This is a genomic window from Paraburkholderia sp. JHI869 (assembly GCF_038900775.1).
GTDB lineage: Bacteria > Pseudomonadota > Gammaproteobacteria > Burkholderiales > Burkholderiaceae > Paraburkholderia.
Genome location: NZ_JAYMSC010000032.1, coordinates 22754 through 42459, shown reverse-complemented (window position 1 = coordinate 42459; position 19706 = coordinate 22754). Strand labels below are relative to the sequence as shown.

The following is a 19706-nucleotide window of genomic DNA, read 5'->3' as shown; positions in this document are numbered from 1 at the left end:
TGATGTTCAATTCTGTTGCGTGCCAGCCGCCGCGTCCGATCCTTGGGATCGAGGCGCTCAGGCGGTCAAAGCCGCCTGCATGCTGGCGAGCCGCGCGCGGACCGAGGTATCGAGCACTTCGTCGCCGACCGTGACGCGCACGCCGCCGATGAGCGACTTGTCGACTTCGACCGTCGGCTTCAGCTTGCATTTGAACTTGCGTTCGAGGCTGGCGACGAGGTCGGTCAACTGTGCGCCTTCGAGCGGGAACGCGCTGACGATCGCTGCGTCAGCAGCACCTGCCTTGGCGTTCTTGAGCGCTTCGAACTGCGTCTGGATTTCCGGCAGCAGTGCCAGGCGATGATTCTCGATCAGCATCTGCACGAGGTTCTTCACCTCGGCCGATTCCTTGACCGGCGACTTCACCGCCGCGAGCAGCAGCTCGACGACCTGGGCATGGCTCACCTTTGGGCTCGTCGCGACCGACTGCACCTCGGGCAAGGCCGCAACCTGTGCCAGCTCCGAAACGAGCGTGGACCAGGCGGCGGTGTCACCAGCTTCGGCCACGCCAAACAGTGCTTCTGCGTACGGGCGGGCGATGGTTGCAAGTTCGGCCATGATCAGAGCTCGGCTTTCAGTTGATTCAGCAGTTCGGCGTGTGCCGACTGGTCGACTTCGCGCTTCAGGATCTGCTCGGCGCCTTGCACGGCGAGTGCCGCGACTTCGGAACGCAGTGCTTCGCGCGCCTTGACGACCTGCTGGTCGGCGTCGGCCTTCGCTTGAGCGATGATGCGTGCCGCTTCGGCGTGTGCCTGGGCCTTGATTTCTTCCGCGACGGCCAGCGCGCGCTTTTCAGCGTCGGCGATACGGTTTTGACCCTCGTTGCGGGCCGAGGCGAGCTCTTCACCGACGCGCTTGTGCGCCGCTTCGAGTTCCGCCTTGCCCTTATCCGCAGCGGCGAGGCCGTCTGCGATCTTCTTCGAGCGCTCGTCGAGGGCGTTGATCAACGGCGGCCACACGAACTTCATCGTGAACCACGCGAGGATCAGGAACACGACCATTTGCGCAAACAGGGTTGCGTTGAGATTCACGGTGTTTCCTTAATCGTTGCTATTCCGGGGAATTGAAACGGCAAGGCGCTCATCGGTTGTGAAACTCGATCAGCGCCTCGTCTCCCGTTCCGCCATGCGCCCACTACCCGTTATAGGTCAGGCGCAACCTTCCAGGGAACTTAGCCCGCGAGCTTCGAGAGCAGCGGGTTAGCGAACGCGAACAGCATTGCAACACCCACGCCAATCAGGAACGCCGCGTCGATCAGACCAGCCAGCAGGAACATCTTCGTCTGCAGCGGGTTCATCAGTTCAGGCTGACGTGCGCACGCTTCGATGTACTTGCCGCCCATCAGGCCGATACCGATACAGGCGCCGATTGCACCCAGGCCGATGATGATGCCGATACCGATGGCCGTGAAACCCTGGATGTTGGCGATGAAAGCTTGCATGATCACTCCTTATTGAGATTTTCTGGAACTGGGGATTTAAAACTACAAATCTGGTTTGACGAGCACTTAGTGCTTGTCGTGTGCCTGGCCGATGTACACCAGCGTCAGCATCATGAAAATGAACGCCTGCAGCAGAACGATCAGGATGTGGAAGATCGCCCAGACGCTGCCCGCAATCACGTGGCCGATGAAGCCAAGCACCGTCGTGTCCGCGCCGAAGCTCCACAGACCGCCCAGCAGCGCGATCAGCAGGAACAGCAGCTCGCCTGCGTACATGTTGCCGAACAACCGCAGGGCGAGCGAAACCGTCTTGGCGACGAACTCGATGATGTTCAGTGCAAGGTTCGGGATCCACAGCAGCGGATGCGCGCCGAACGGGGCCGAGAGCAGCTCGTGTGCGAAGCCGCCAGGACCCTTGATTTTGAGGTTGTAGTAAATCATCAGCACGAACACGCCGAGCGCGATGCCGAACGTGCCGTTGAGGTCGGCAGTCGGAACGATGCGCTGGTGCGGGAGCACTTCAGACAGGCCGAGCCAGCCGATCACGCGGCCAGGCAGGTCGACGGGAATGAAGTCGAGCGAGTTCATGAGCGCGACCCAGATGAAGACGGTCAGCGCGAGCGGTGCGATGAATGCGCGGTTGCCATGGACGATGGACTTGGACTGGTCCTCGACCATCTCGACCAGCATTTCGATGGCGCACTGGAAGCGGCCCGGTACGCCCGGGGTCGCTTTGCGCGCAGCGAGGCGCAGGATGAGGATAGTTACAACGCCGCACAGGATCGACCAGAACAGCGTGTCGATGTTCCAGACGCTGAAGTCGACGATCGACGTCTGGTGCGACGTCGCAAAGTTCTGCAAGTGGTGAGCAATGTACTCGGACGGACCCGGTGCGCTCGTTCCTTCGCTAGCTGCCATATCGTTAAAGCCACCCAAATTGTCGAAAATCGTTTTCGGCCGCTCCCGCCGCAATGCTGTATTGCGGGAACGCACCGCCGTGGATCGTGTCTTATCTGCTTCGCATCGGCTAGCTAACTTCCACCGTCATCGCTTCGACGCCCTGACTTGAGGCGGCGCGATGTTGGTGGATCAGCGCCAAGCGAGCGCGACCCAGTATGTCTTTAGTGCGATCAGGTACGTGACGAGCAGGGGAATCCACTGCACGTCGCGATACCAGAACGCGATGGCGACGAACATCGCAATCGTCGCCCCCATCTTGAAGGCTTCACCGAGCATCCAGTTAAACACGGTGCCGGCACGGCTCAACTGCTTGAGGCGCGCTGCGAACAGCGCACCAGGGAACCAGCAGATCGCTCCGCCCAGGAACGCAGACAGCGCAGCATCGGCCGGCTGCTTATAAAACAGCCACCAGAGCAACGTTGCAACCAGGGACAAAACCACTTGCGCCGCCACGACACGAAACGGCGTGACGCGCGATGGGCGACTCACCTGCGCGCCGAAGATTTGCTCGGCTTCGGCCCGGGTGAGCGGAACGATGTCGTTGTTATCTTGCTGGCTGGCGTCCAGCTCATCCCAGCGCGCGTTGTGATCAACGCGCCCGGAATTTTTTGCCGCTGCATCCTGCCCCCGGCTGGATGCCCCGACTTCGCCCGGCGGTACATCGGGCCCTTCATGCGCCTGCGGCGCTTCGTCTGGCCTTTGACCCACCATCGCTTATTCCGGAAATTCGCCTTGCACGCGCCTTAATTACAGCGTGCTTACAGCATCGCCAACCAAATAAATCCGGGCGATTGTAAGCGATAGTTGCAGGCAATTCAAGACTTTAGGCCCTTCAATAACACCTGTGAAATGCGACTTCATGATGCGGGAAATGCGACGCCGCGAAGGTGTGACCGGTAACTGTAAGGGACGCCGCAGCGAAGGAACAATCGTCAGGATGACCAGGTAATTACGACGTCATCTGGCGCGTTATCCCGGCAAGGCCCCAGGATGTGGGATAGGTCGCGTTAGAACAGATGCAGCAGCAACGCGCCGCCCAGAAAGGCCGCAATCCAGAACGGCACGGCGATCAGGTGAAACGGCAGCCACACGCCGCGCTCGCCGGATAGACGCACGGCGATGAGATTCGCGAGCGAGCCAATGGCGACCCCAAAGCCCCCCACGCTCACGCCGAACGCGAGCGCACGCCAGTCGTGCGTGAAGCCCGCGAGCACGATGGCGGCCGGAACATTGCTGATAACCTGCGAGAGCACTGCGCCTGCGGCAAAAGCGCGCATCGGCGTTTGCAGCGACAACGACGTCATCGCGTGATGAATGCCGGGCAGCGCGGCTACGCTGCGCAGGACGATGAACATGAGCACGAAGATCAGCAGCAGCAACCAGTCGATCTTGAGCACGATGCGAATGCGCCAGATCACAAAACCCGCGGCTACGGCGGCCAGCGCGACGCCTGCATGATGCGCGTCGGCGAGCAGCACGAACGCAACGAAGAGCACGGCCGCGACGCTTGCCAGCGCGCGATCGACGCGCTGCGGCGCGGCGTCTTTCGAGAGATCGAGCGGTGTCGCCTTGAAAAGACACGCGGCGAGCAGGATCAGCATCGTCATGAGAAGCGCGCAAAGCGGTGCGAGCCCCACGACGAAGCGCCCAAACGAAACCCCGCTCACTTGCCAGAGAAACAAGTTCTGCGGATTGCCGAGCGGCGTGAGCACCGAGCCGGCGTTCACGGCTAGCGCGATGAAGATCACGAGGCGCTTGAGCGGCAGCGGCGTGAGCTTGTGGAGCGAAAGCACGAGCGGCACCACGACGAAAAGCGCCACATCGTTGGTCACGATCATCGATAGCACAGCGGCGAGCACGACGAGCAGGAGCGCGAGCCCGCGTTCCGAGTGAATGTAGTGGACGAGCTTGTGCGCGAGCCAGGTCAGTAGTCCTGAATATTCGATAGCCTTCGTCAGAATGAGCAAACCCGCAAGGGTCATCACCGTTTGCCAGTCGACGAGTGCGGGCAGCGAAGCGATGGGCCGAGGCGCGTAAATCTGCAACGCCACGAACGCCACAACAAGGATCGCGAGCACCGGCTCCGATGCTGCGAATGCGCCGATACGGCGCAACAGGCTCAAGGGCTCACGCGCGCCCTGCTCCGATTCGCGCACCGGTTTTATGCGCCGGCGCGCGCGTTTGTCGCGACGACTCGCATCAGGCGCATCACGCCGCCGTTTCGCCGCGCAAACGCAACAGGATGCCGTCGAGCGCGTCGAGGTCGCCGAAGTCGACCGTGAGCTGCCCTCGCCCGCGTCGACCGAGCTTGATCTTCACGGCTGCGGCGAGCAAATCCGACAGTTCCTCTTCGAGGCGGCGCGTGTCGCGGCCGCCATCGTGCGCGGCCTTCGCCTTCACCGCCGGTGCGGCCTTCGTCGTGGCCGAAACGAGTTTTTCCGTTTCGCGCACCGACATCCGCTTGTTGACCACCTGGTTCGCCAGCGTGATTTGCGTGGCGGCGTCCACGGCGAGCAACGCACGGGCGTGGCCCATGTCGAGATCGCCAGCCAGCAGCATGGTTTGTACGGGCGCTGCGAGGTTGAGCAGACGCAGCAGGTTCGACACCGCGCTGCGCGAGCGCCCCACCGACTCGGCCGCCTGTTCGTGCGTGAAGCTGAACTCGTCGAGCAGGCGCTGGATGCCCTGCGCCTCTTCCAGCGGATTCAGGTCCTCGCGCTGGATGTTCTCGATCAGCGCCATCGCGGCGGCGGCCTGATCGGGCACGTCCTTCACGAGCACCGGCACTTCGGTCAGCCCGGCGATGTGCGCCGCGCGGAAGCGTCGCTCGCCCGCGATGATTTCATAGCGCCCCGTCGCGACCGGGCGCACGAGGATCGGCTGCATCAAACCCTGCGCGCGGATGCTCGCGGCCAGCTCCTGGAGCGCACCCTCGTCCATGCGCGTGCGCGGCTGGTACTTGCCGGCCTGCATCTGCGTGAGCGGCAGCGTGTTAGGCGCGCCATCGATCTTCACCGCTTCGGTGATATCCGCGCTGCCGCCGAGCAATGCTTCGAGCCCTCGACCCAGCCCCTTCTTCCGTGCTACTGCATTCATCGTGCTTCCCCAGTCTCTCGTCAGAGTGCGCGCACGCGCTCGATCATTTCCGCGCCGAACTGCACGTAAGCCTGTGCTCCGCGCGAGGCGCGATCGAACACCACACCCGGCAAGCCATAGCTGGGTGCTTCAGCAAGACGCACATTGCGCGGGATCACGGCGTCGAAGACCTTGTCGCCGAAGTGCTCTTTCAACTGCTCGGAAACCTGCTGCTGCAGCGTGATGCGCGGGTCGAACATGACACGCAGAAGACCGATCACCTTCAGGTCGCGATTCATGTTCGCGTGGACCTGCTTGATCGTGTTGATGAGATCCGAAAGGCCTTCGAGCGCGAAGTACTCGCACTGCATCGGAATCACCACGCCATGTGCGGCGCACAGTCCGTTGAGCGTGAGCAGCGAAAGCGCCGGCGGGCAGTCGATGAGGACGAAGTCGTACTCGGCGTCGACTTCGGCGAGCGCAGCCTTCAGGCGCCGCTCACGCTGCTCGACCGTCACCAGTTCGACCTCTGCGCCAGCCAGTTCGCGGTTGGCGGGCAGCACGTCGTAGCCCACCTGTTCCGGCCGCGTGCGCGCGGCGTTCACCGTGACACCGTCGACGAGCACCTCGTACACCGTGTTTTCGCACGCGGCCTTGTCGATGCCGCTGCCCATCGTGGCGTTGCCCTGCGGGTCGAGGTCGATGAGAAGGACACGCTGTCCCTGCGATGCGAGGCTCGCGGCGAGATTGACCGTTGTCGTCGTCTTGCCGACGCCGCCCTTCTGGTTCGCAACGCAGAAGATTTTTGCCATCTTTCGTGTGTCCCTTTTACTGCCTTAAGAAGTTTGCTTACGTTATGACGCAACGGACTCGCGCACCATTCGGTCGATTGGCCATCGCCGGGCCTGTTCAGGCCGCGGCGACTGGCTCAACCGACACTTCAATCAGATGACGCTCCGCATCGAGCATCGGCACGCTCAGGCGCATCGTATTCAGCGCCTTGGTGCCCGATGGCAAGCGCTCGATCTCGCCTTCGGGGTGCACTCCCTTCATCGCCCAGATCGCGCCGCCGTCGGCAACGAGATGACGGGCCAGTGTAACGAAATCGGCGAGATCCGCGAATGCCCGAGACACGATCAAATCGAATTTTTTTGGTACTTCCACGCCGGGACGCAGCGATTCGACCCGGCCGGTCACCACCGAGAGGTTCGCGAGCCCGAGTTCCGCCTTCGCCTGCGACTGGAACGCCGACTTCTTCTGCACAATATCGTTGAGCGTGACCTGCCAGTCCGGGCGCACGATCGCGAGCACGATGCCCGGCAGCCCGCCACCGGAGCCGACATCAAGCACCGCTGCGCCAGCGCGAGCCGGCAGATGCGGCACGATCGAAAGCGAATCGAGAATGTGCTGGATCAGCATTTGACGCGGGTCGCGAATCGCCGTGAGGTTGTAGACGGCGTTCCACTTCGCGAGCAGCGCAACGTAGTCGAGCAACTGCTCGTGCTGGCGCTCGGTGAGCTCGACGCCGAGCGCCTCTGTGCCCTCTTTTAGCAGACGAGCCAGCGCGTCACGGTCCGCAATGCCGGGTTGCCTCGAGCGGCCCGTCATTGCGCCACCGGCGTCGAGTCGGTGCCGTTCTCGTCCGTCGTGCCCGGATTCTGGCGACGGCGGCCAAGGCCACGCTTGAGGTGAACCATCAGCAGCGAGATCGCAGCGGGCGTGATGCCTGAGATGCGCGACGCCTGGCCAATGGTCTCGGGGCGGAACTGATTCAGCTTCTGGCGCGCTTCAAACGAAAGACCGCGCACTTCCGCGTAGTCGATGCCTTCCGGCAGACGGGTATTCTCTTGCGCGCCATTGCGTTCAATCTCGTCGGCCTGGCGATCGATATAGCCCTGATATTTGATGCCGATTTCGATCTGCTCCTTGATCTGGGCGAGCAGAACCTCGTCGTCGGCGAGCGCGGTTTCTGGCGCGCAGGCGCCTTCACGCAGACCGCAAACGCCGTCATAGCTCACGCCCGGACGACGCAGCAAATCCGCGAGGTTGTACTCGCGGTCGATCGACTTGCCGAGCAGCGCCGTCGCCTCTTCAGCCGAAAGCGTCTTGGGGTTCACCCACGTCGACTTCAGACGCTCTGTTTCACGTGAAACAGCGTCACGCTTGCGGGAGAATGCATCCCAGCGGACGTCATCGATCACGCCCAGTTCGCGGCCGATCTCCGTCAGGCGCATATCCGCGTTGTCCTCACGCAGGCTTAAGCGGTACTCGGCTCGGCTCGTGAACATGCGATACGGCTCGGAGACGCCACGCGTCACCAGATCGTCAACCAGCACGCCGAGATAAGCCTGATCGCGGCGCGGACACCAAGCGTCCTTGCCCTGCACTTGCAGGCCAGCGTTCATGCCAGCGAGCAGGCCCTGCGCTGCCGCCTCTTCATAGCCCGTCGTACCGTTGATCTGGCCCGCAAAAAACAGGCCGCTGATCACCTTGGTTTCGAGCGAAGCCTTAAGCCCGCGCGGGTCGAAGTAGTCGTATTCGATCGCATAGCCCGGACGCAGGATGTGCGCGTGCTCGAGGCCGCGCATCGAGTGCACGAGCTCGAGCTGCACGTCGAACGGCAGACTCGTGGATATCCCGTTCGGGTAGAACTCGTTCGTCGTCAGGCCTTCGGGTTCGAGGAAGATCTGATGTGATTCCTTCGACGCGAAGCGATGGATCTTGTCCTCGATGGATGGGCAATAGCGCGGCCCTACCCCTTCGATCACCCCCGTGTACATCGGCGAACGGTCGAGACCGCCGCGAATGATGTCGTGCGTGCGCTCATTCGTGTGCGTAACCCAGCACGGAATCTGGCGCGGGTGCTGCTCCGCACGACCGAGGAACGAAAATACCGGCACCGGATCGAGGTCGCCCGGCTGCTCTTCGAGCACCGAGAAGTCGATCGTGCGGCCGTCGATACGCGGCGGCGTGCCCGTCTTGAGGCGGCCCTGCGGCAGCTTCAGCTCCTTCAGGCGCGACGAAAGCGTCACGGCAGCGGGATCGCCCGCGCGGCCGCCGGTGTAGTTGTTCAGGCCCACGTGGATCTTGCCGTCGAGGAAAGTCCCCGCGGTCAGCACGACTGCACGGCTGCGGAAGCGAATACCCACCTGCGTGACGGCGCCCACCACACGGTCGCCTTCGACCATCAGGTCTTCCACGGCCTGCTGAAACAACCAAAGATTCGGCTGATTTTCGAGGCGTCGGCGAATCGCTGCCTTATAAAGAATGCGGTCTGCCTGCGCGCGCGTTGCCCGCACCGCCGGACCTTTCGACGAATTAAGGATGCGGAACTGGATCCCGCCCTCGTCCGTCGCAGCGGCCATGGCACCGCCGAGCGCGTCGACTTCCTTGACCAGATGGCCCTTGCCAATGCCGCCAATCGACGGATTGCAGCTCATTTGGCCAAGCGTTTCAATATTGTGCGTGAGCAGGAGCGTCTTGACGCCCATGCGGGCGGCGGCAAGCGCAGCCTCGGTTCCGGCGTGACCGCCGCCGACGACAATTACGTCAAATTCTGTGGGATAAAGCATGGCGGGACCTCACGCATGGACGGAAACGACCGCGTGAGCCTTCTCAGAAAAAAGTGGTATGCGCGAATTATAACGGTTTCAGGTTTTGGGCCGTTCACACCCGAATTTTGTTCCGCATGCCCACCGGCGTTGGGCGAAAAAAAGCGGTGTGTTTCACGTGAAACACACCGCTCATTTCTACAGCGATAGACGAAGTCAGACGGGCTTCTTCGCCAACCCAAGATACGTTTCAATCACGCGCGGGTTCTGCGCCAAATCCGCTGCCGGCCCTTCGAGCGCCAAATCACCCGTTTCCAACACGTAGCCGTAGTCGGAAATTTGCAAAGCGGCGCGCGCGTTCTGCTCGATGAGCAGTGTCGCGACGCCGGTTTGCCGCAGCGCGCTGATGATGTGGAAGATTTCCTTCACGATCAACGGCGCCAAACCGAGGCTCGGCTCGTCGAGCATCAGCAGATCGGGCTTACCCATGAGCGCGCGGCCAACGGCGAGCATCTGGCGCTCACCGCCCGAGAGTGTGCCTGCCGCCTGCGCCCGGCGTTCCTTCAAGCGCGGAAACAGCGTGAAAACCGGCTCGAGCTGGTCGAGAAAATTGCGCTCGCCGGCACGCTTACGGCGGTAGGCGCCAAGCACGAGGTTGTCCTCCACCGTCATCGAGGCGAACAGCTCGCGCTTTTCCGGCACGAGACACATCCCTCGCGCCACGCGTCGCTCGATAGGCAGTGCGCCGACCTCTTCGCCCATATAGGCGATACGGCCACTCGCGTGCCCCGTCACGGGCAGCGCGCCCATGATGGCGTTGAGCAGCGTGGACTTGCCGGCGCCGTTCGGTCCGATCACAGAGACAATCTGTCCCGCGCCAACCTTGATCGCCGCCTTGTGCAGCGCTTCGATCTTGCCGTAGCGAACCGCGAGTCCGGAGACTTCCAGTACGGGTGTCGTCATCATTCCACCCCGCCCAGATACGCTTCCAGCACGGCCGGATCCTTCTGCACCTCTTCCGGCAAACCTTCGGCGATACGCGTGCCGAACTCCATCACCACCAGCCGGTTGGTGAGATTCATCACGAAATCCATGTCGTGTTCGACCAGCAGCACGCTCATCCCCTCTTCTCTCAGCTTGCGCAGCAATGTCGCCAACTGTTGCTTTTCCTGGTAACGCAGGCCGGCCGCAGGTTCGTCGAGCAGCAGCAAGGTTGGATCGCAGCACAGCGCTCGCGCAATTTCCAGAATCCGTTGCTGCCCGAGCGCGAGGCTGCCCGCTTCGTCATACATATGCTGCTCGAGGCCCACGCGGCGGATCTGCTTTGCCGCCTCGCTCATCAGCCGCCCCTCTTCCGCCGCATTGAGCTTGGCGACGCTGCGCAGCACGCCCGCATGGCCACGCAGATGCGCGCCAATGGCGACGTTCTCGAGCACCGTCATGGTCGGTAGCAGTTTGACGTGCTGGAACGTGCGCCCGATGCCGCGCGCAACGATTTCACGTGAAGTCAGGCGGTCGATGCGCTCGCCGCGGAACGTGATCTCCCCGCTCGTCGGCTGAAGCACGCCGGTCACGAGATTGAAGGTCGTGGACTTGCCCGCGCCGTTGGGACCGATCAGGCCGATGATCTGCCCCGCCTTCACCTCGAAGCTCACGTCGTTCACGGCCACGAGGCCGCCGAACTGCTTGCGCGCCTTATTCACCGTCAGCAGCATCTCGCCGGTCGCAGGCTTGCTGCGCTGCGGCAATGCTTCGGCATGCTCGGGCACATGTGCCTGCGGACCGCGCGGGAAGAAGCGCGCCACGAAAGGCCAGACACCGCGCCGCGCGTATTGCAGCAGCAGCACCATCAGAATGCCGAACACGATGATTTCGAAGTTGCCGTTCTCGCCCAGCAGCTTCGGCAGCAGCGTTTGCAGCCAATCCTGCAAGACAGTCAAGATCGCGGCGCCCAGCACGGCGCCCCAGACGTGCGCCACGCCGCCCACCACGGCCATGAAGAGATACTCGATGCCGTGGTTCAGACCGAACGGCGTCGGGTTCACGGCACGCTGCAAATGCGCGTACAGGAAGCCCGAAACAGCCGCGAGCACGGCCGCATAGACGAAGATCACCACGCGCATCCAGCCAGTGTTCACGCCCATTGCCTCGGCCATCATGCCGCCGCCGCGCAACGCCCGGATCGCCCGGCCCATGCGGCTATTAAGCAGATTTTGAACCGACACCACGGACGCGAGCACCACGACCCAGATCAAGTAGTAGATATGGCGGCCCGACTCGAGGTCGATGCCCAGCACGTTCAGCACGGGAATGCCGTTGATGCCGTCGTACTTGCCAAGCATGTCGAGGTTGCCGAACAGGAAGAACAGCGCGAGGCCCCAGGCGATTGTGCCGAGCGGCAGGAAGTGTCCCGACAGACGCATCGTGACGAGCCCCAGAACGAGCGCCACGAGCCCCGTGATCACCACGCCGACAATCAGCGCGAGCCATGGCGAAACGCCGTACTGCGTCGTCAGATACGCGGTCGCATAAGCGCCGAGCCCGACGAACGCGGCCTGCCCAAAGCTCGTCATCCCGCCGATGCCGGTAAGCAGCACGAGCCCGATCGCGACGATCGAATACAGGCCGATATAGTTGAGCAGCGTGATCCAGTACTCGGGCACGTGCACCGGATGCGGCAGCACCGGCAGCGCGAACATCACCACGAGAAACAGCCAGAAGAAGCGGTTGTGCATGACGAATCGTTTCATCGCATCACTCCTCTTCCTCTTCGGCGTGCGGCGTCGAGAGCGAACGCCACAGCAGCACCGGGATGATCAGCGTGAACACGATCACTTCCTTGTAAGAACTCGCCCAGAACGACGAATACGACTCCAGCAGCCCCACGAGCACGGAACCTGCCGCAGCCAGCGGATAGCTCACCAGGCCGCCGATAATGGCGCCTACGAAGCCCTTGAGGCCAATCAGGAAGCCCGAGTCGTAGTAGATGGTGGTGAGCGGCGAGACGAGAATGCCGCACAGCGCGCCGAGGCCCGCGGCGAGCGTGAACGCGAGCCGTCCGGCCTGCGTGGTGCCGATGCCAACGAGCCGCGCGCCCAGGCGATTCACCGACGTCGCGCGCAACGCCTTGCCCGAAATCGTGCGGTCGAAATAGAGATAAAGCGCGACGATCAGCACGGCCGCCGTGCCGATTACCCAGAGGCTCTGCCCTGAGATCGAAAGGCTGCCGATATTGAACGTGGCGTCGGAGAACGCGTTCGTGCGCGAGCCTTCTGCGCCGAACATCACGAGCCCGAGGCCCACCATCGCGAAGTGCACGGCCACCGCTACGATCAGCAGCAGCAGCGTAGTCGCCTCGGCGATGGGCTCATACGCGAGGCGATAGATGAACGGCCCCATCGGGACGACGATCGCGAGCGTGAGTGCAATCTGTACAAGCATGGGCAATTGCTGGCTCGCTACCCCCCGCGTAAGCGCATAGAGCGCGATGGGAAAGAGCAGATACTTGCCCGCGAGCGTGACGAGCGTGCGCGCCGCGTGGCGACGCCGTTCGACGTGACGCACGAGCCCGGCAGTCTCGACGACGAAGCACGCCGCGCCGAGCGCGACGAGCAGCCAGCAGGTGGCCGGAAACTTCTGCGATTGCAGCGCGGCGAGCGTGAGCGCGCCATACGAAACGAATTCGCCCTGCGGAATGAAGATCACCCGCGTGACGGAGAACACCAGCACCAGGGCGAGCGCGAGCAGCGCATAGATCGCACCGGTGGTGATGCCGTCCTGCGCGAGGATCGCGGCGATCGATAAATCCATACTCCCCTCTTCCTGAAACCTTCTGGAACCTGGAAAAACAGCGACGTCGAAAAACGGAAATGCGGGAAAGAACCGTCAAAGGCACGGTTCGAACTTCATGTGTGAAAAGCCGGTGCGCGGCGATCAAGCCGCACACCGGTCATGCTTGTTCGTGCTTGTGCGTAATTGTCATTGGCCAGAATGACGCCGTGACACGCGCGTGGGTTTCACGGGAAAACGCGCTGCGCTTTCCCGTGCGCCGCGCGTTATTCGCTCTGCAGCTTCCACTTGTTGTTGACGATCTCGACGATCACGCGCGCGCGCTGATCGAGGCCAGCATGATCCGTCGCGCTCATGTTGAAGATGCCGTGCGCGCCCGCCACGTCCTGCGAGTTTTCGAGCGCGGCGCGCAGTGCCACGCGGAACGCCTCGGTACCCGGCTGGCCCGCCTTCAGTGCGACCGGAATCGCGCGCTGGAGCAACTGGCCGGCGTCCCACGCGTGGCCGCCGAAGGTCGCCACCGTGCCAACGCCATAGGCCTTCTCATAGGCCGTCTTGTAGGCCAGCGCAGACTTCTTCACAGGGTTCGAATCGGGCAGCTGGTCGGCCACGAGAATCGGGCCTGCGGGCAGCAGTTCGCCTTCGCAATCCTTGCCGCAAACGCGCAGGAAGTCGTTATTCGCCACGCCGTGCGTCTGATAGACCTTGCCTTTGTAGCCGCGATCCTTGAGCGTGGTCGAAGGCAGCGCGGCGGGCGTGCCAGAACCTGCGATCAGAATCGCATCGGGATTCGCCGACATCAGCTTGAGCGCCTGCCCCGTCACCGACGAATCGGTGCGGTTATAGCGCTCGCTCGCCACGATCTTGAGGTTGTGCTTCGCAGCCGCAGCGGTGAACTCCTTGAGCCAGCTGTCGCCGTAGGCGTCGGTGAAGCCGATGAAGCCAACCGTCTTCACGCCCTGCTTCTCCATATAGCTCGCGAGCGCGTCGGCCATCAGGCTGTCGTTCTGCGGCGTCTTGAAGGCCCACTGACGCTTCCCCTCGACCGGCTCGACAATCGCGGCGGAGGCGGCGAGCGAGATCATCGGCGTCTTGCCCTGCGCGACGACGTCGAGCATCGCGAGCGAGTTCGGCGTGACCGACGATCCGATGATGGCGTCCACGTGGTCTTCGTCGATCAGCTTGTGCGTGTTCTGCACGGCCTTGCTCGTGTCCGAGGCGTCGTCGAGCACGATGTACTGCACGCTCTTGCCCGCGATCTCCTTGGGCAGCAGCGCGATGGTGTTCTTCTCGGGAATGCCGAGCGACGCCGCCGGCCCCGTTGCCGAGAGCGTCACGCCGATCTTCACCTGCGCGGCGGCTACGCCCGCCGTGCCCATCAGCGCCGCTGCGAGTCCGGCACTAATCGAGCTCAATACCCACTTCTTCGTTTTCATTGCGCGTCTCCAAACGCTTGGTCTGCGTGTTGTCGATTGATCCTGCGCCGATTACTAGGATGTTCGTAAATCGGCGCTGGCCTTTGAGTGTAGTAATCGGGATCGCGCGTGTAATGCATGGTTTTCCCTGCCTGCGGCGCCTCACGAGTCGCCGCACGTTCGGGTGCGCTCGCCCTTTTATCGACTGCCTGCTGCCCTGCCTTCACTGCCTTCCCTGCTGCTGCGAATCTGTTGCGGTGACAACAAAAAAGGCACCTCAAACGAGCGTGCCTTTTTCGTGTTTCATGTGTCATTCACCCGGCGCTCAATCGCCGGCAAGCTTCCACTTGCCGCCGACGATCTCCACCATCACGCGAGCACGCTGGTCGAGGCCCGCGTGGTCCGTCGCGCTCATGTTGAAGATGCCGTGCGCGCCCGCCACGTCGTGTGAGTTTTCAAGCGCGGCGCGCAGCGCTTCGCGGAATGCTTTCGAGCCCGGCTGACCGGCTTTCAGCGCAATGGGAATCGCATGCTGGAGCAAGAGGCCAGCGTCCCACGCGTGACCGCCGAAGGTCGAAATCGAGCCTGCACCATAGGCCTTTTCATACGCGGCCTTATACGTGAGCGCCGATTGCTTCACGGGATTCGAATCAGGCAATTGATCGGCGACGAGCAGCGGGCCAGCGGGCAGATACGTGCCGTCGCAGTCCTTGCCGCACACGCGCAGGAAATCGTTGTTCGCCACGCCGTGCGTCTGATAGTACTTGCCCGCGTAGCCGCGCTCCTTGAGCGTTTTCTGCGGCAGCGCGGCCGGCGTACCCGCACCCGCGATCAGCACCGCGTCCGGGTGCTGCGAGATCATCTTGAGCACCTGGCCCGTGACCGATGCGTCGTTACGCGCGAAGCGCTCGTTCGCGACGACCTTGATGCCCTGCTTCGCCGCCGCTGCGCTGAATTCCTTGTACCAGCTCTCGCCATAGGCGTCTGCGAAGCCGATGAACGCCACCGTCTTCACGCCGTGCGCCGCCATGTGCTGCGCGATGGCCCCGGCCATCAGCGCGTCGTTCTGAGGCGTCTTGAAGACCCACGAGCGCCTGGCGTCCATCGGTTCGACGATGGACGCCGCAGCGGCCATGGAGATCATCGGCGTGGACGTTTCCGCAGCCACGTCGATCATCGCAAGCGAGTTCGGCACGACGGTCGAGCCGATCAGTGCGTCGACGTGATCTTCGCTCGTGAGCTTGCGCGCGTTCTTCACCGCCTGGGTGGAATCCGTGGCGTCGTCGAGCACGATGTAGTCGACTTTCTGGCCCGCGATTTCCTTCGGCAGCAGCGCAACCGTGTTCTTTTCCGGAATTCCAAGCGAGGCAGCCGGGCCCGTAGCCGACAGCGTCACACCGATCTTCACATCTGCATAGGCCCCGCCGGCCGTTGCCGCGAGCACCCCGGTCGCGACACAAGCCGCCCCCATCCAACGCAAAACCAACTGCATCTCCACTCCTTCGATATTCGTTTTCTTTATTGCTACGGATTTTGTGGCGCACCGCGGCCGATTACCTCATGCGTAAATCGATAATCCACAGCGGGAAATCAACGCAAAAATGCTGACCGCATGGTCGGTGATTGGCGAGTGTAGCGGCCTGCGTATTCAGATGGCAAGTGCTTTCCATCTGCTTACAGCGAGGAGGCCAACGCGTTCGTTTTGCGTAATGCGCAAACGCTTATGCAGCGGGCGAAACACGCCGCTGCGGCTCAATTTGCGTAATTTGGGAAGGGATAAACCGCGCGGGCGAAAGTACGTTAATCGAACGCACTGCGGCGGGGAAATAGATAATCGGCTAACCGTTGAAACAACGCGCGCAGAAATATAAAAAGCGCTGTTGGACTCTCATCCAACAGCGCTTCCTTGTCCGGGCACTTGGTGCCTCAGTTGTCTCCTCGTTCTCCACCTGCAAATTCGGTGCATCAGAACTAGGTGCAACTTTAAACTTCACCCCCCTCAGCAGCAACTAGCATTTACCCTAGTGGTGCAGTGCGGCACCGAAATGGGGCGCGGTGCCACAAGTTTGTCGCACGGCGGGCCGTTCCGGCATGCCGCAGCGCCACATCTTTGGGTGCCTCGCTGAGGGACGCTCATTCTATCGCAGTCCCGAGCAGTCCTGGCACGCCAGGTCGTCACGCACGCAAGGGCCGCACGCGCGCCACGATCTCGCCGACAATGCCGCGCCTGAACGCCAGCACGCAGGCAATGAAGATGATGCCCGTGACGATCGTTGTGGACTCACCGAGTGAGCGGAACCACTCCACGCCCGTCCCTCTTGCGAGCGCGGTGCCGATGTCGCCTAGCCGGTCCTCCAGCGCGACGATCAGCGTTGCGCCGAGCAGCGGCCCGAACAGCGTGCCCATGCCGCCCACGAGTGTCATGAGGATCACGAGGCCGGACATGGTCCAGTACGCGTCGCCGAGCGTTTCGAAGCCGAGCACGAGCACCTTGAGCGCGCCGGCCAGACCCGCGAGCCCGGCAGACAACACGAACGCGAGCAGCTTGAAGCGGTCGGTGTCGTAGCCGAGCGAAACGGCGCGCGGTTCGTTCTCCTTGATCGCGACGAGCACCTGCCCGAACGGCGAATGCACGATGCGCACGATCAGACCAAACGCCAGCACCATCACGACGAGGACGACGTAGTAGAGCGTGAGATCGGAGCCGAGCGAAAGCACGCCGAACAGCTTGCCGCGCGGCACGCCTTGCAGACCGTCTTCGCCATGCGTGAACGGCGCCTGCAGGAACACGAAGTAGACCATCTGCGCGAGCGCGAGCGTGACCATCGAGAAGTAGATGCCCTGCCGGCGAATCGCGAAGATGCCCACTACGAGCCCGAGGAGCGTCGCCACCGCCGTGCCTGCGAGCACGCCCAGTTCAGGCGTGAAATTGAGCGACTGGATCGCGTAGCCGGCCGTATAGCCCGCGCTCGCGAGAAACATCGCGTGGCCGAACGAGAGCAGGCCCGTATAGCCGATCAGCAGGTTGAACGCCGCAGCGAACAGCGCGAAGCACAGCACCTTCATCACGAAGAGCGGATAGGCGCCCGCGAACGGCGCGACGATCAACCCGATCAGCAACAAACCATAGAGCGCTTTTCTTTGCATCATCGTTCCTTGCCGAAGAGACCAGCGGGGCGAATCAGCAGCACGATCGCCATGATTACGAACACCACGGTCGCCGAGGCCTCGGGCCAGAACACCCGCGTGAAGCCCTCGATCACGCCGAGCATGAGGCCCGTGAGGATCGAGCCCATGATCGAGCCCATGCCGCCGATCACGACCACGGCGAACACGGTGATGATCATCGACTGGCCCATGAGCGGCGACACCTGGATCACCGGCGCGGCGAGCACACCGGCGAACGCCGCGAGCGCAACGCCAAAGCCGTAGGTGAGCGTGATCATGAGCGGCACGTTGATGCCGAACGCCTCGACGAGCTTGGGGTTCTCCGTGCCCGCGCGCAAATATGCGCCCAGACGCGTTTTCTCGATCACGAACCAGGTCGCGAAACACACGGCAAGCGACGCCACCACCACCCACGCGCGATAGTTCGGCAGATACATGAAGCCGAGATTGGTCGCACCGGCAAGCAGATCGGGCACGTCATAGGGTTGCCCCGACGAACCGTAGATCGAGCGGAATACGCCCTCCACCACGAGCGTGAGCCCGAAAGTAAGAAGGAGTCCGTACAGATGATCGAGCCGGTAGAGCCAGCGCAGCATCGTGCGCTCAATGACAATGCCGAACGCACCGACTACGAGCGGCGCGACGACGATCATCACCCAGTAGGGCAGATTGAAGTACGCGAGCCCCATCCACGTGAGCATCGCGCCCAGCATGAACAACGCGCCGTGGGCGAAGTTGATCACGTTGAGCATGCCGAAGATCACCGCGAGACCCAGGCTCAGGATCGCGTAAAACGAGCCATTCACGAGCCCAAGTAGCAACTGGCTCAGCATTGCCGGAAGCGGAATGCCAAAAATCGTCATGAAAGCCGCCCTTTTGAGGCATTAACGCATTAACGGATTACGCAATCACGCCGCGCCCGGCGCACCCTCCTCGGGGCGCCGGGCGCGGCGTACGACTGCGGCATTTACGCGCTCGCGCTTACTTCCACAGCGCGCACTTGCTCTCCTGCTTCGTCGTATAGGCCTGCTCGCCCGGGATCGTCTGCAGCACCTTGTAGTAGTCCCACGGCTTCTTCGACTCGGAAGGCTTCTTCACCTCGACCAGATACATGTCGTGGATCAGCACGCCGTCCTGGCGGATATAGCCGCCCTTGGTATAGAAGTCGTTGATCTTCGTCTTCTTCAGTTGCTCCATGACCTTGTCGGAATCCGTCGTGCCGGCAGCCTGCACCGCCTTCAGATAATTGGTCACCGCCGAATAGTCCGCCGCCTGCAGTTCGGACGGCATCTTCTTCGTCTGGTCGAAGTAGCGCTGCGCCCACTTGCGCGCGTCGTCGTTCTGGTCCCAGTACCAGCCGGTCGTCAGCACGAGGCCTTGCGTCGTTTCGAGCCCGAGGCTGTGGACGTCGGGCAGGAACATCAGCAGCGCCGCCGTCTTCATCGTCTTGTTGATGCCGAATTCCTTCGCGGCCTTGATCGCGTTGACCGTGTCGCCGCCCGCGTTCGCGAGGCCGAGAATCTGCGCCTTCGACGACTGCGCCTGCAGCAGGAACGACGAGAAGTCCGACGCCGAAAGCGGATGGCGCACTTCGCCGAGCACCTGGCCGCCGTTCGCCTTCACGACGTCCGCAGTGTTCTTCTCGAGCGACTTGCCGAACGCGTAGTCGGCGGTCAGGAAGAACCAGGTCTTGCCGCCCTGCTTGAGCACGGCGAGGCCAGTGCCCTTCGCAAGCGCCACCGTGTCGTAGCCGTAGTGGACCGTGTACGGCGTGCACTGCTCGTTCGTCAGTGCGTCCGTGCCGGCGCCCGTGTTGAAGTACACCTTCTTCTTCTCTTGCGCGACCTGGTTCATCGCGAGAGCCGTCGCCGAGTTCGTGCCGCCGAGCAGCATGGTGAGGCCGTCACGGTCGAACCATTCGCGCGCCTTCGATGCGGCGATGTCGGCCTTGTTCTGGTGATCGGCGTACTCGATCTGGATCGGCTTGCCGAGCACCTTGCCGCCGAAGTCGGCAACGGCCATCTTGATCGCCGTGAGGCCGCCCTGGCCGTCGTCGTCGGCATAGAGGCCGGACATGTCGGTGATGAAGCCGATCTTCACCGCGTCGTCGGCGGCCTGCGCGCTCCCCGCGCTGAACGCCATCGCAGCTGCCGAGGCGGCAAATAGGCCCGCGAGCCGCGCGAACGTGGTTTTTTTCATTGCAGTCTCCTTCCTTGGTTGCGTAGTTATTCAGGAACACTCCATGAACATCGGAGGCAAAGCGAGTCG

Annotated in this window: 18 protein-coding genes; all 18 read right to left on the bottom strand. The window is 62.6% G+C overall.

Annotated elements, in window-relative coordinates; genetic code table 11:
- Positions 1-57: 57 nt before the first annotated feature.
- The 18 genes from VSR72_RS35560 to VSR72_RS35475 all read right to left on the bottom strand — a co-directional run bounded on the left by VSR72_RS35560 (position 58) and on the right by VSR72_RS35475 (position 19637).
- Entirely contained in the window at positions 58-597 is a 540-nt protein-coding gene (locus VSR72_RS35560) for a F0F1 ATP synthase subunit delta (protein ID WP_342956917.1), read from the bottom strand.
- Positions 598-599: 2 nt separating this feature from the next.
- On the bottom strand, positions 600-1070 hold the full coding sequence (locus tag VSR72_RS35555) for a F0F1 ATP synthase subunit B (RefSeq protein WP_112169957.1): 471 nt from the start codon (positions 1068-1070) through the stop codon (positions 600-602).
- Positions 1071-1210: 140 nt separating this feature from the next.
- Positions 1211-1480 carry a F0F1 ATP synthase subunit C gene (gene atpE / locus VSR72_RS35550; RefSeq protein WP_028203308.1) on the bottom strand — a complete coding sequence of 90 codons (270 nt, stop codon included), beginning with the start codon at positions 1478-1480 and terminating at the stop codon, positions 1211-1213.
- Between the two features lie 66 nt (positions 1481-1546).
- Entirely contained in the window at positions 1547-2398 is an 852-nt protein-coding gene (gene atpB / locus VSR72_RS35545) for a F0F1 ATP synthase subunit A (protein WP_342956916.1), read from the bottom strand.
- Positions 2399-2569: 171 nt separating this feature from the next.
- On the bottom strand, positions 2570-3151 hold the full coding sequence (locus VSR72_RS35540; protein ID WP_342956915.1) for an ATP synthase subunit I: 582 nt from the start codon (positions 3149-3151) through the stop codon (positions 2570-2572).
- Between the two features lie 296 nt (positions 3152-3447).
- Positions 3448-4563: an SLC13 family permease gene (locus VSR72_RS35535; RefSeq protein WP_342956961.1), complete on the bottom strand. Its 1116-nt coding sequence runs from the start codon at positions 4561-4563 to the stop codon at positions 3448-3450.
- A gap of 85 nt (positions 4564-4648) precedes the next feature.
- On the bottom strand, positions 4649-5536 hold the full coding sequence (locus VSR72_RS35530) for a ParB/RepB/Spo0J family partition protein (protein WP_342956914.1): 888 nt from the start codon (positions 5534-5536) through the stop codon (positions 4649-4651).
- Positions 5537-5556: 20 nt separating this feature from the next.
- The gene (locus tag VSR72_RS35525; protein ID WP_254355731.1) at positions 5557-6327 is read right to left on the bottom strand and encodes a ParA family protein; all 771 of its coding nucleotides are present in this window, start codon (positions 6325-6327) and stop codon (positions 5557-5559) included.
- 97 nt (positions 6328-6424) lie between these two features.
- Complete coding sequence (rsmG, locus tag VSR72_RS35520; RefSeq protein WP_342956913.1) at positions 6425-7123, bottom strand: 16S rRNA (guanine(527)-N(7))-methyltransferase RsmG; 699 nt, start codon at positions 7121-7123, stop codon at positions 6425-6427.
- The gene (mnmG, locus tag VSR72_RS35515; protein ID WP_342956912.1) at positions 7120-9087 is read right to left on the bottom strand and encodes a tRNA uridine-5-carboxymethylaminomethyl(34) synthesis enzyme MnmG; all 1968 of its coding nucleotides are present in this window, start codon (positions 9085-9087) and stop codon (positions 7120-7122) included. The genes rsmG and mnmG overlap by 4 nt, the downstream gene beginning before the upstream one ends.
- 195 nt (positions 9088-9282) lie before the next feature.
- Positions 9283-10032: an ABC transporter ATP-binding protein gene (locus tag VSR72_RS35510; RefSeq protein WP_342956911.1), complete on the bottom strand. Its 750-nt coding sequence runs from the start codon at positions 10030-10032 to the stop codon at positions 9283-9285.
- Positions 10029-11816 (bottom strand): branched-chain amino acid ABC transporter ATP-binding protein/permease, encoded by a 1788-nt coding sequence (locus VSR72_RS35505; protein ID WP_342956910.1) that lies wholly within the window; start codon positions 11814-11816, stop codon positions 10029-10031. The genes VSR72_RS35510 and VSR72_RS35505 overlap by 4 nt, the downstream gene beginning before the upstream one ends.
- 4 nt (positions 11817-11820) lie before the next feature.
- The gene (locus tag VSR72_RS35500) at positions 11821-12876 is read right to left on the bottom strand and encodes a branched-chain amino acid ABC transporter permease (protein WP_342956909.1); all 1056 of its coding nucleotides are present in this window, start codon (positions 12874-12876) and stop codon (positions 11821-11823) included.
- Positions 12877-13121: 245 nt separating this feature from the next.
- On the bottom strand, positions 13122-14291 hold the full coding sequence (locus VSR72_RS35495) for an ABC transporter substrate-binding protein (RefSeq protein ID WP_342956908.1): 1170 nt from the start codon (positions 14289-14291) through the stop codon (positions 13122-13124).
- Between the two features lie 304 nt (positions 14292-14595).
- On the bottom strand, positions 14596-15762 hold the full coding sequence (locus VSR72_RS35490; RefSeq protein ID WP_342956907.1) for an ABC transporter substrate-binding protein: 1167 nt from the start codon (positions 15760-15762) through the stop codon (positions 14596-14598).
- Positions 15763-16445: 683 nt separating this feature from the next.
- The gene (locus VSR72_RS35485; RefSeq protein ID WP_342956960.1) at positions 16446-17417 is read right to left on the bottom strand and encodes a branched-chain amino acid ABC transporter permease; all 972 of its coding nucleotides are present in this window, start codon (positions 17415-17417) and stop codon (positions 16446-16448) included.
- Positions 17417-18301, bottom strand: a complete 885-nt coding sequence (locus VSR72_RS35480; protein ID WP_342956906.1) for a branched-chain amino acid ABC transporter permease — start codon at positions 18299-18301, stop codon at positions 17417-17419. The genes VSR72_RS35485 and VSR72_RS35480 overlap by 1 nt, the downstream gene beginning before the upstream one ends.
- 118 nt (positions 18302-18419) lie before the next feature.
- Positions 18420-19637 carry an ABC transporter substrate-binding protein gene (locus VSR72_RS35475; RefSeq protein WP_342956905.1) on the bottom strand — a complete coding sequence of 406 codons (1218 nt, stop codon included), beginning with the start codon at positions 19635-19637 and terminating at the stop codon, positions 18420-18422.
- Positions 19638-19706 lie beyond the last annotated feature (69 nt).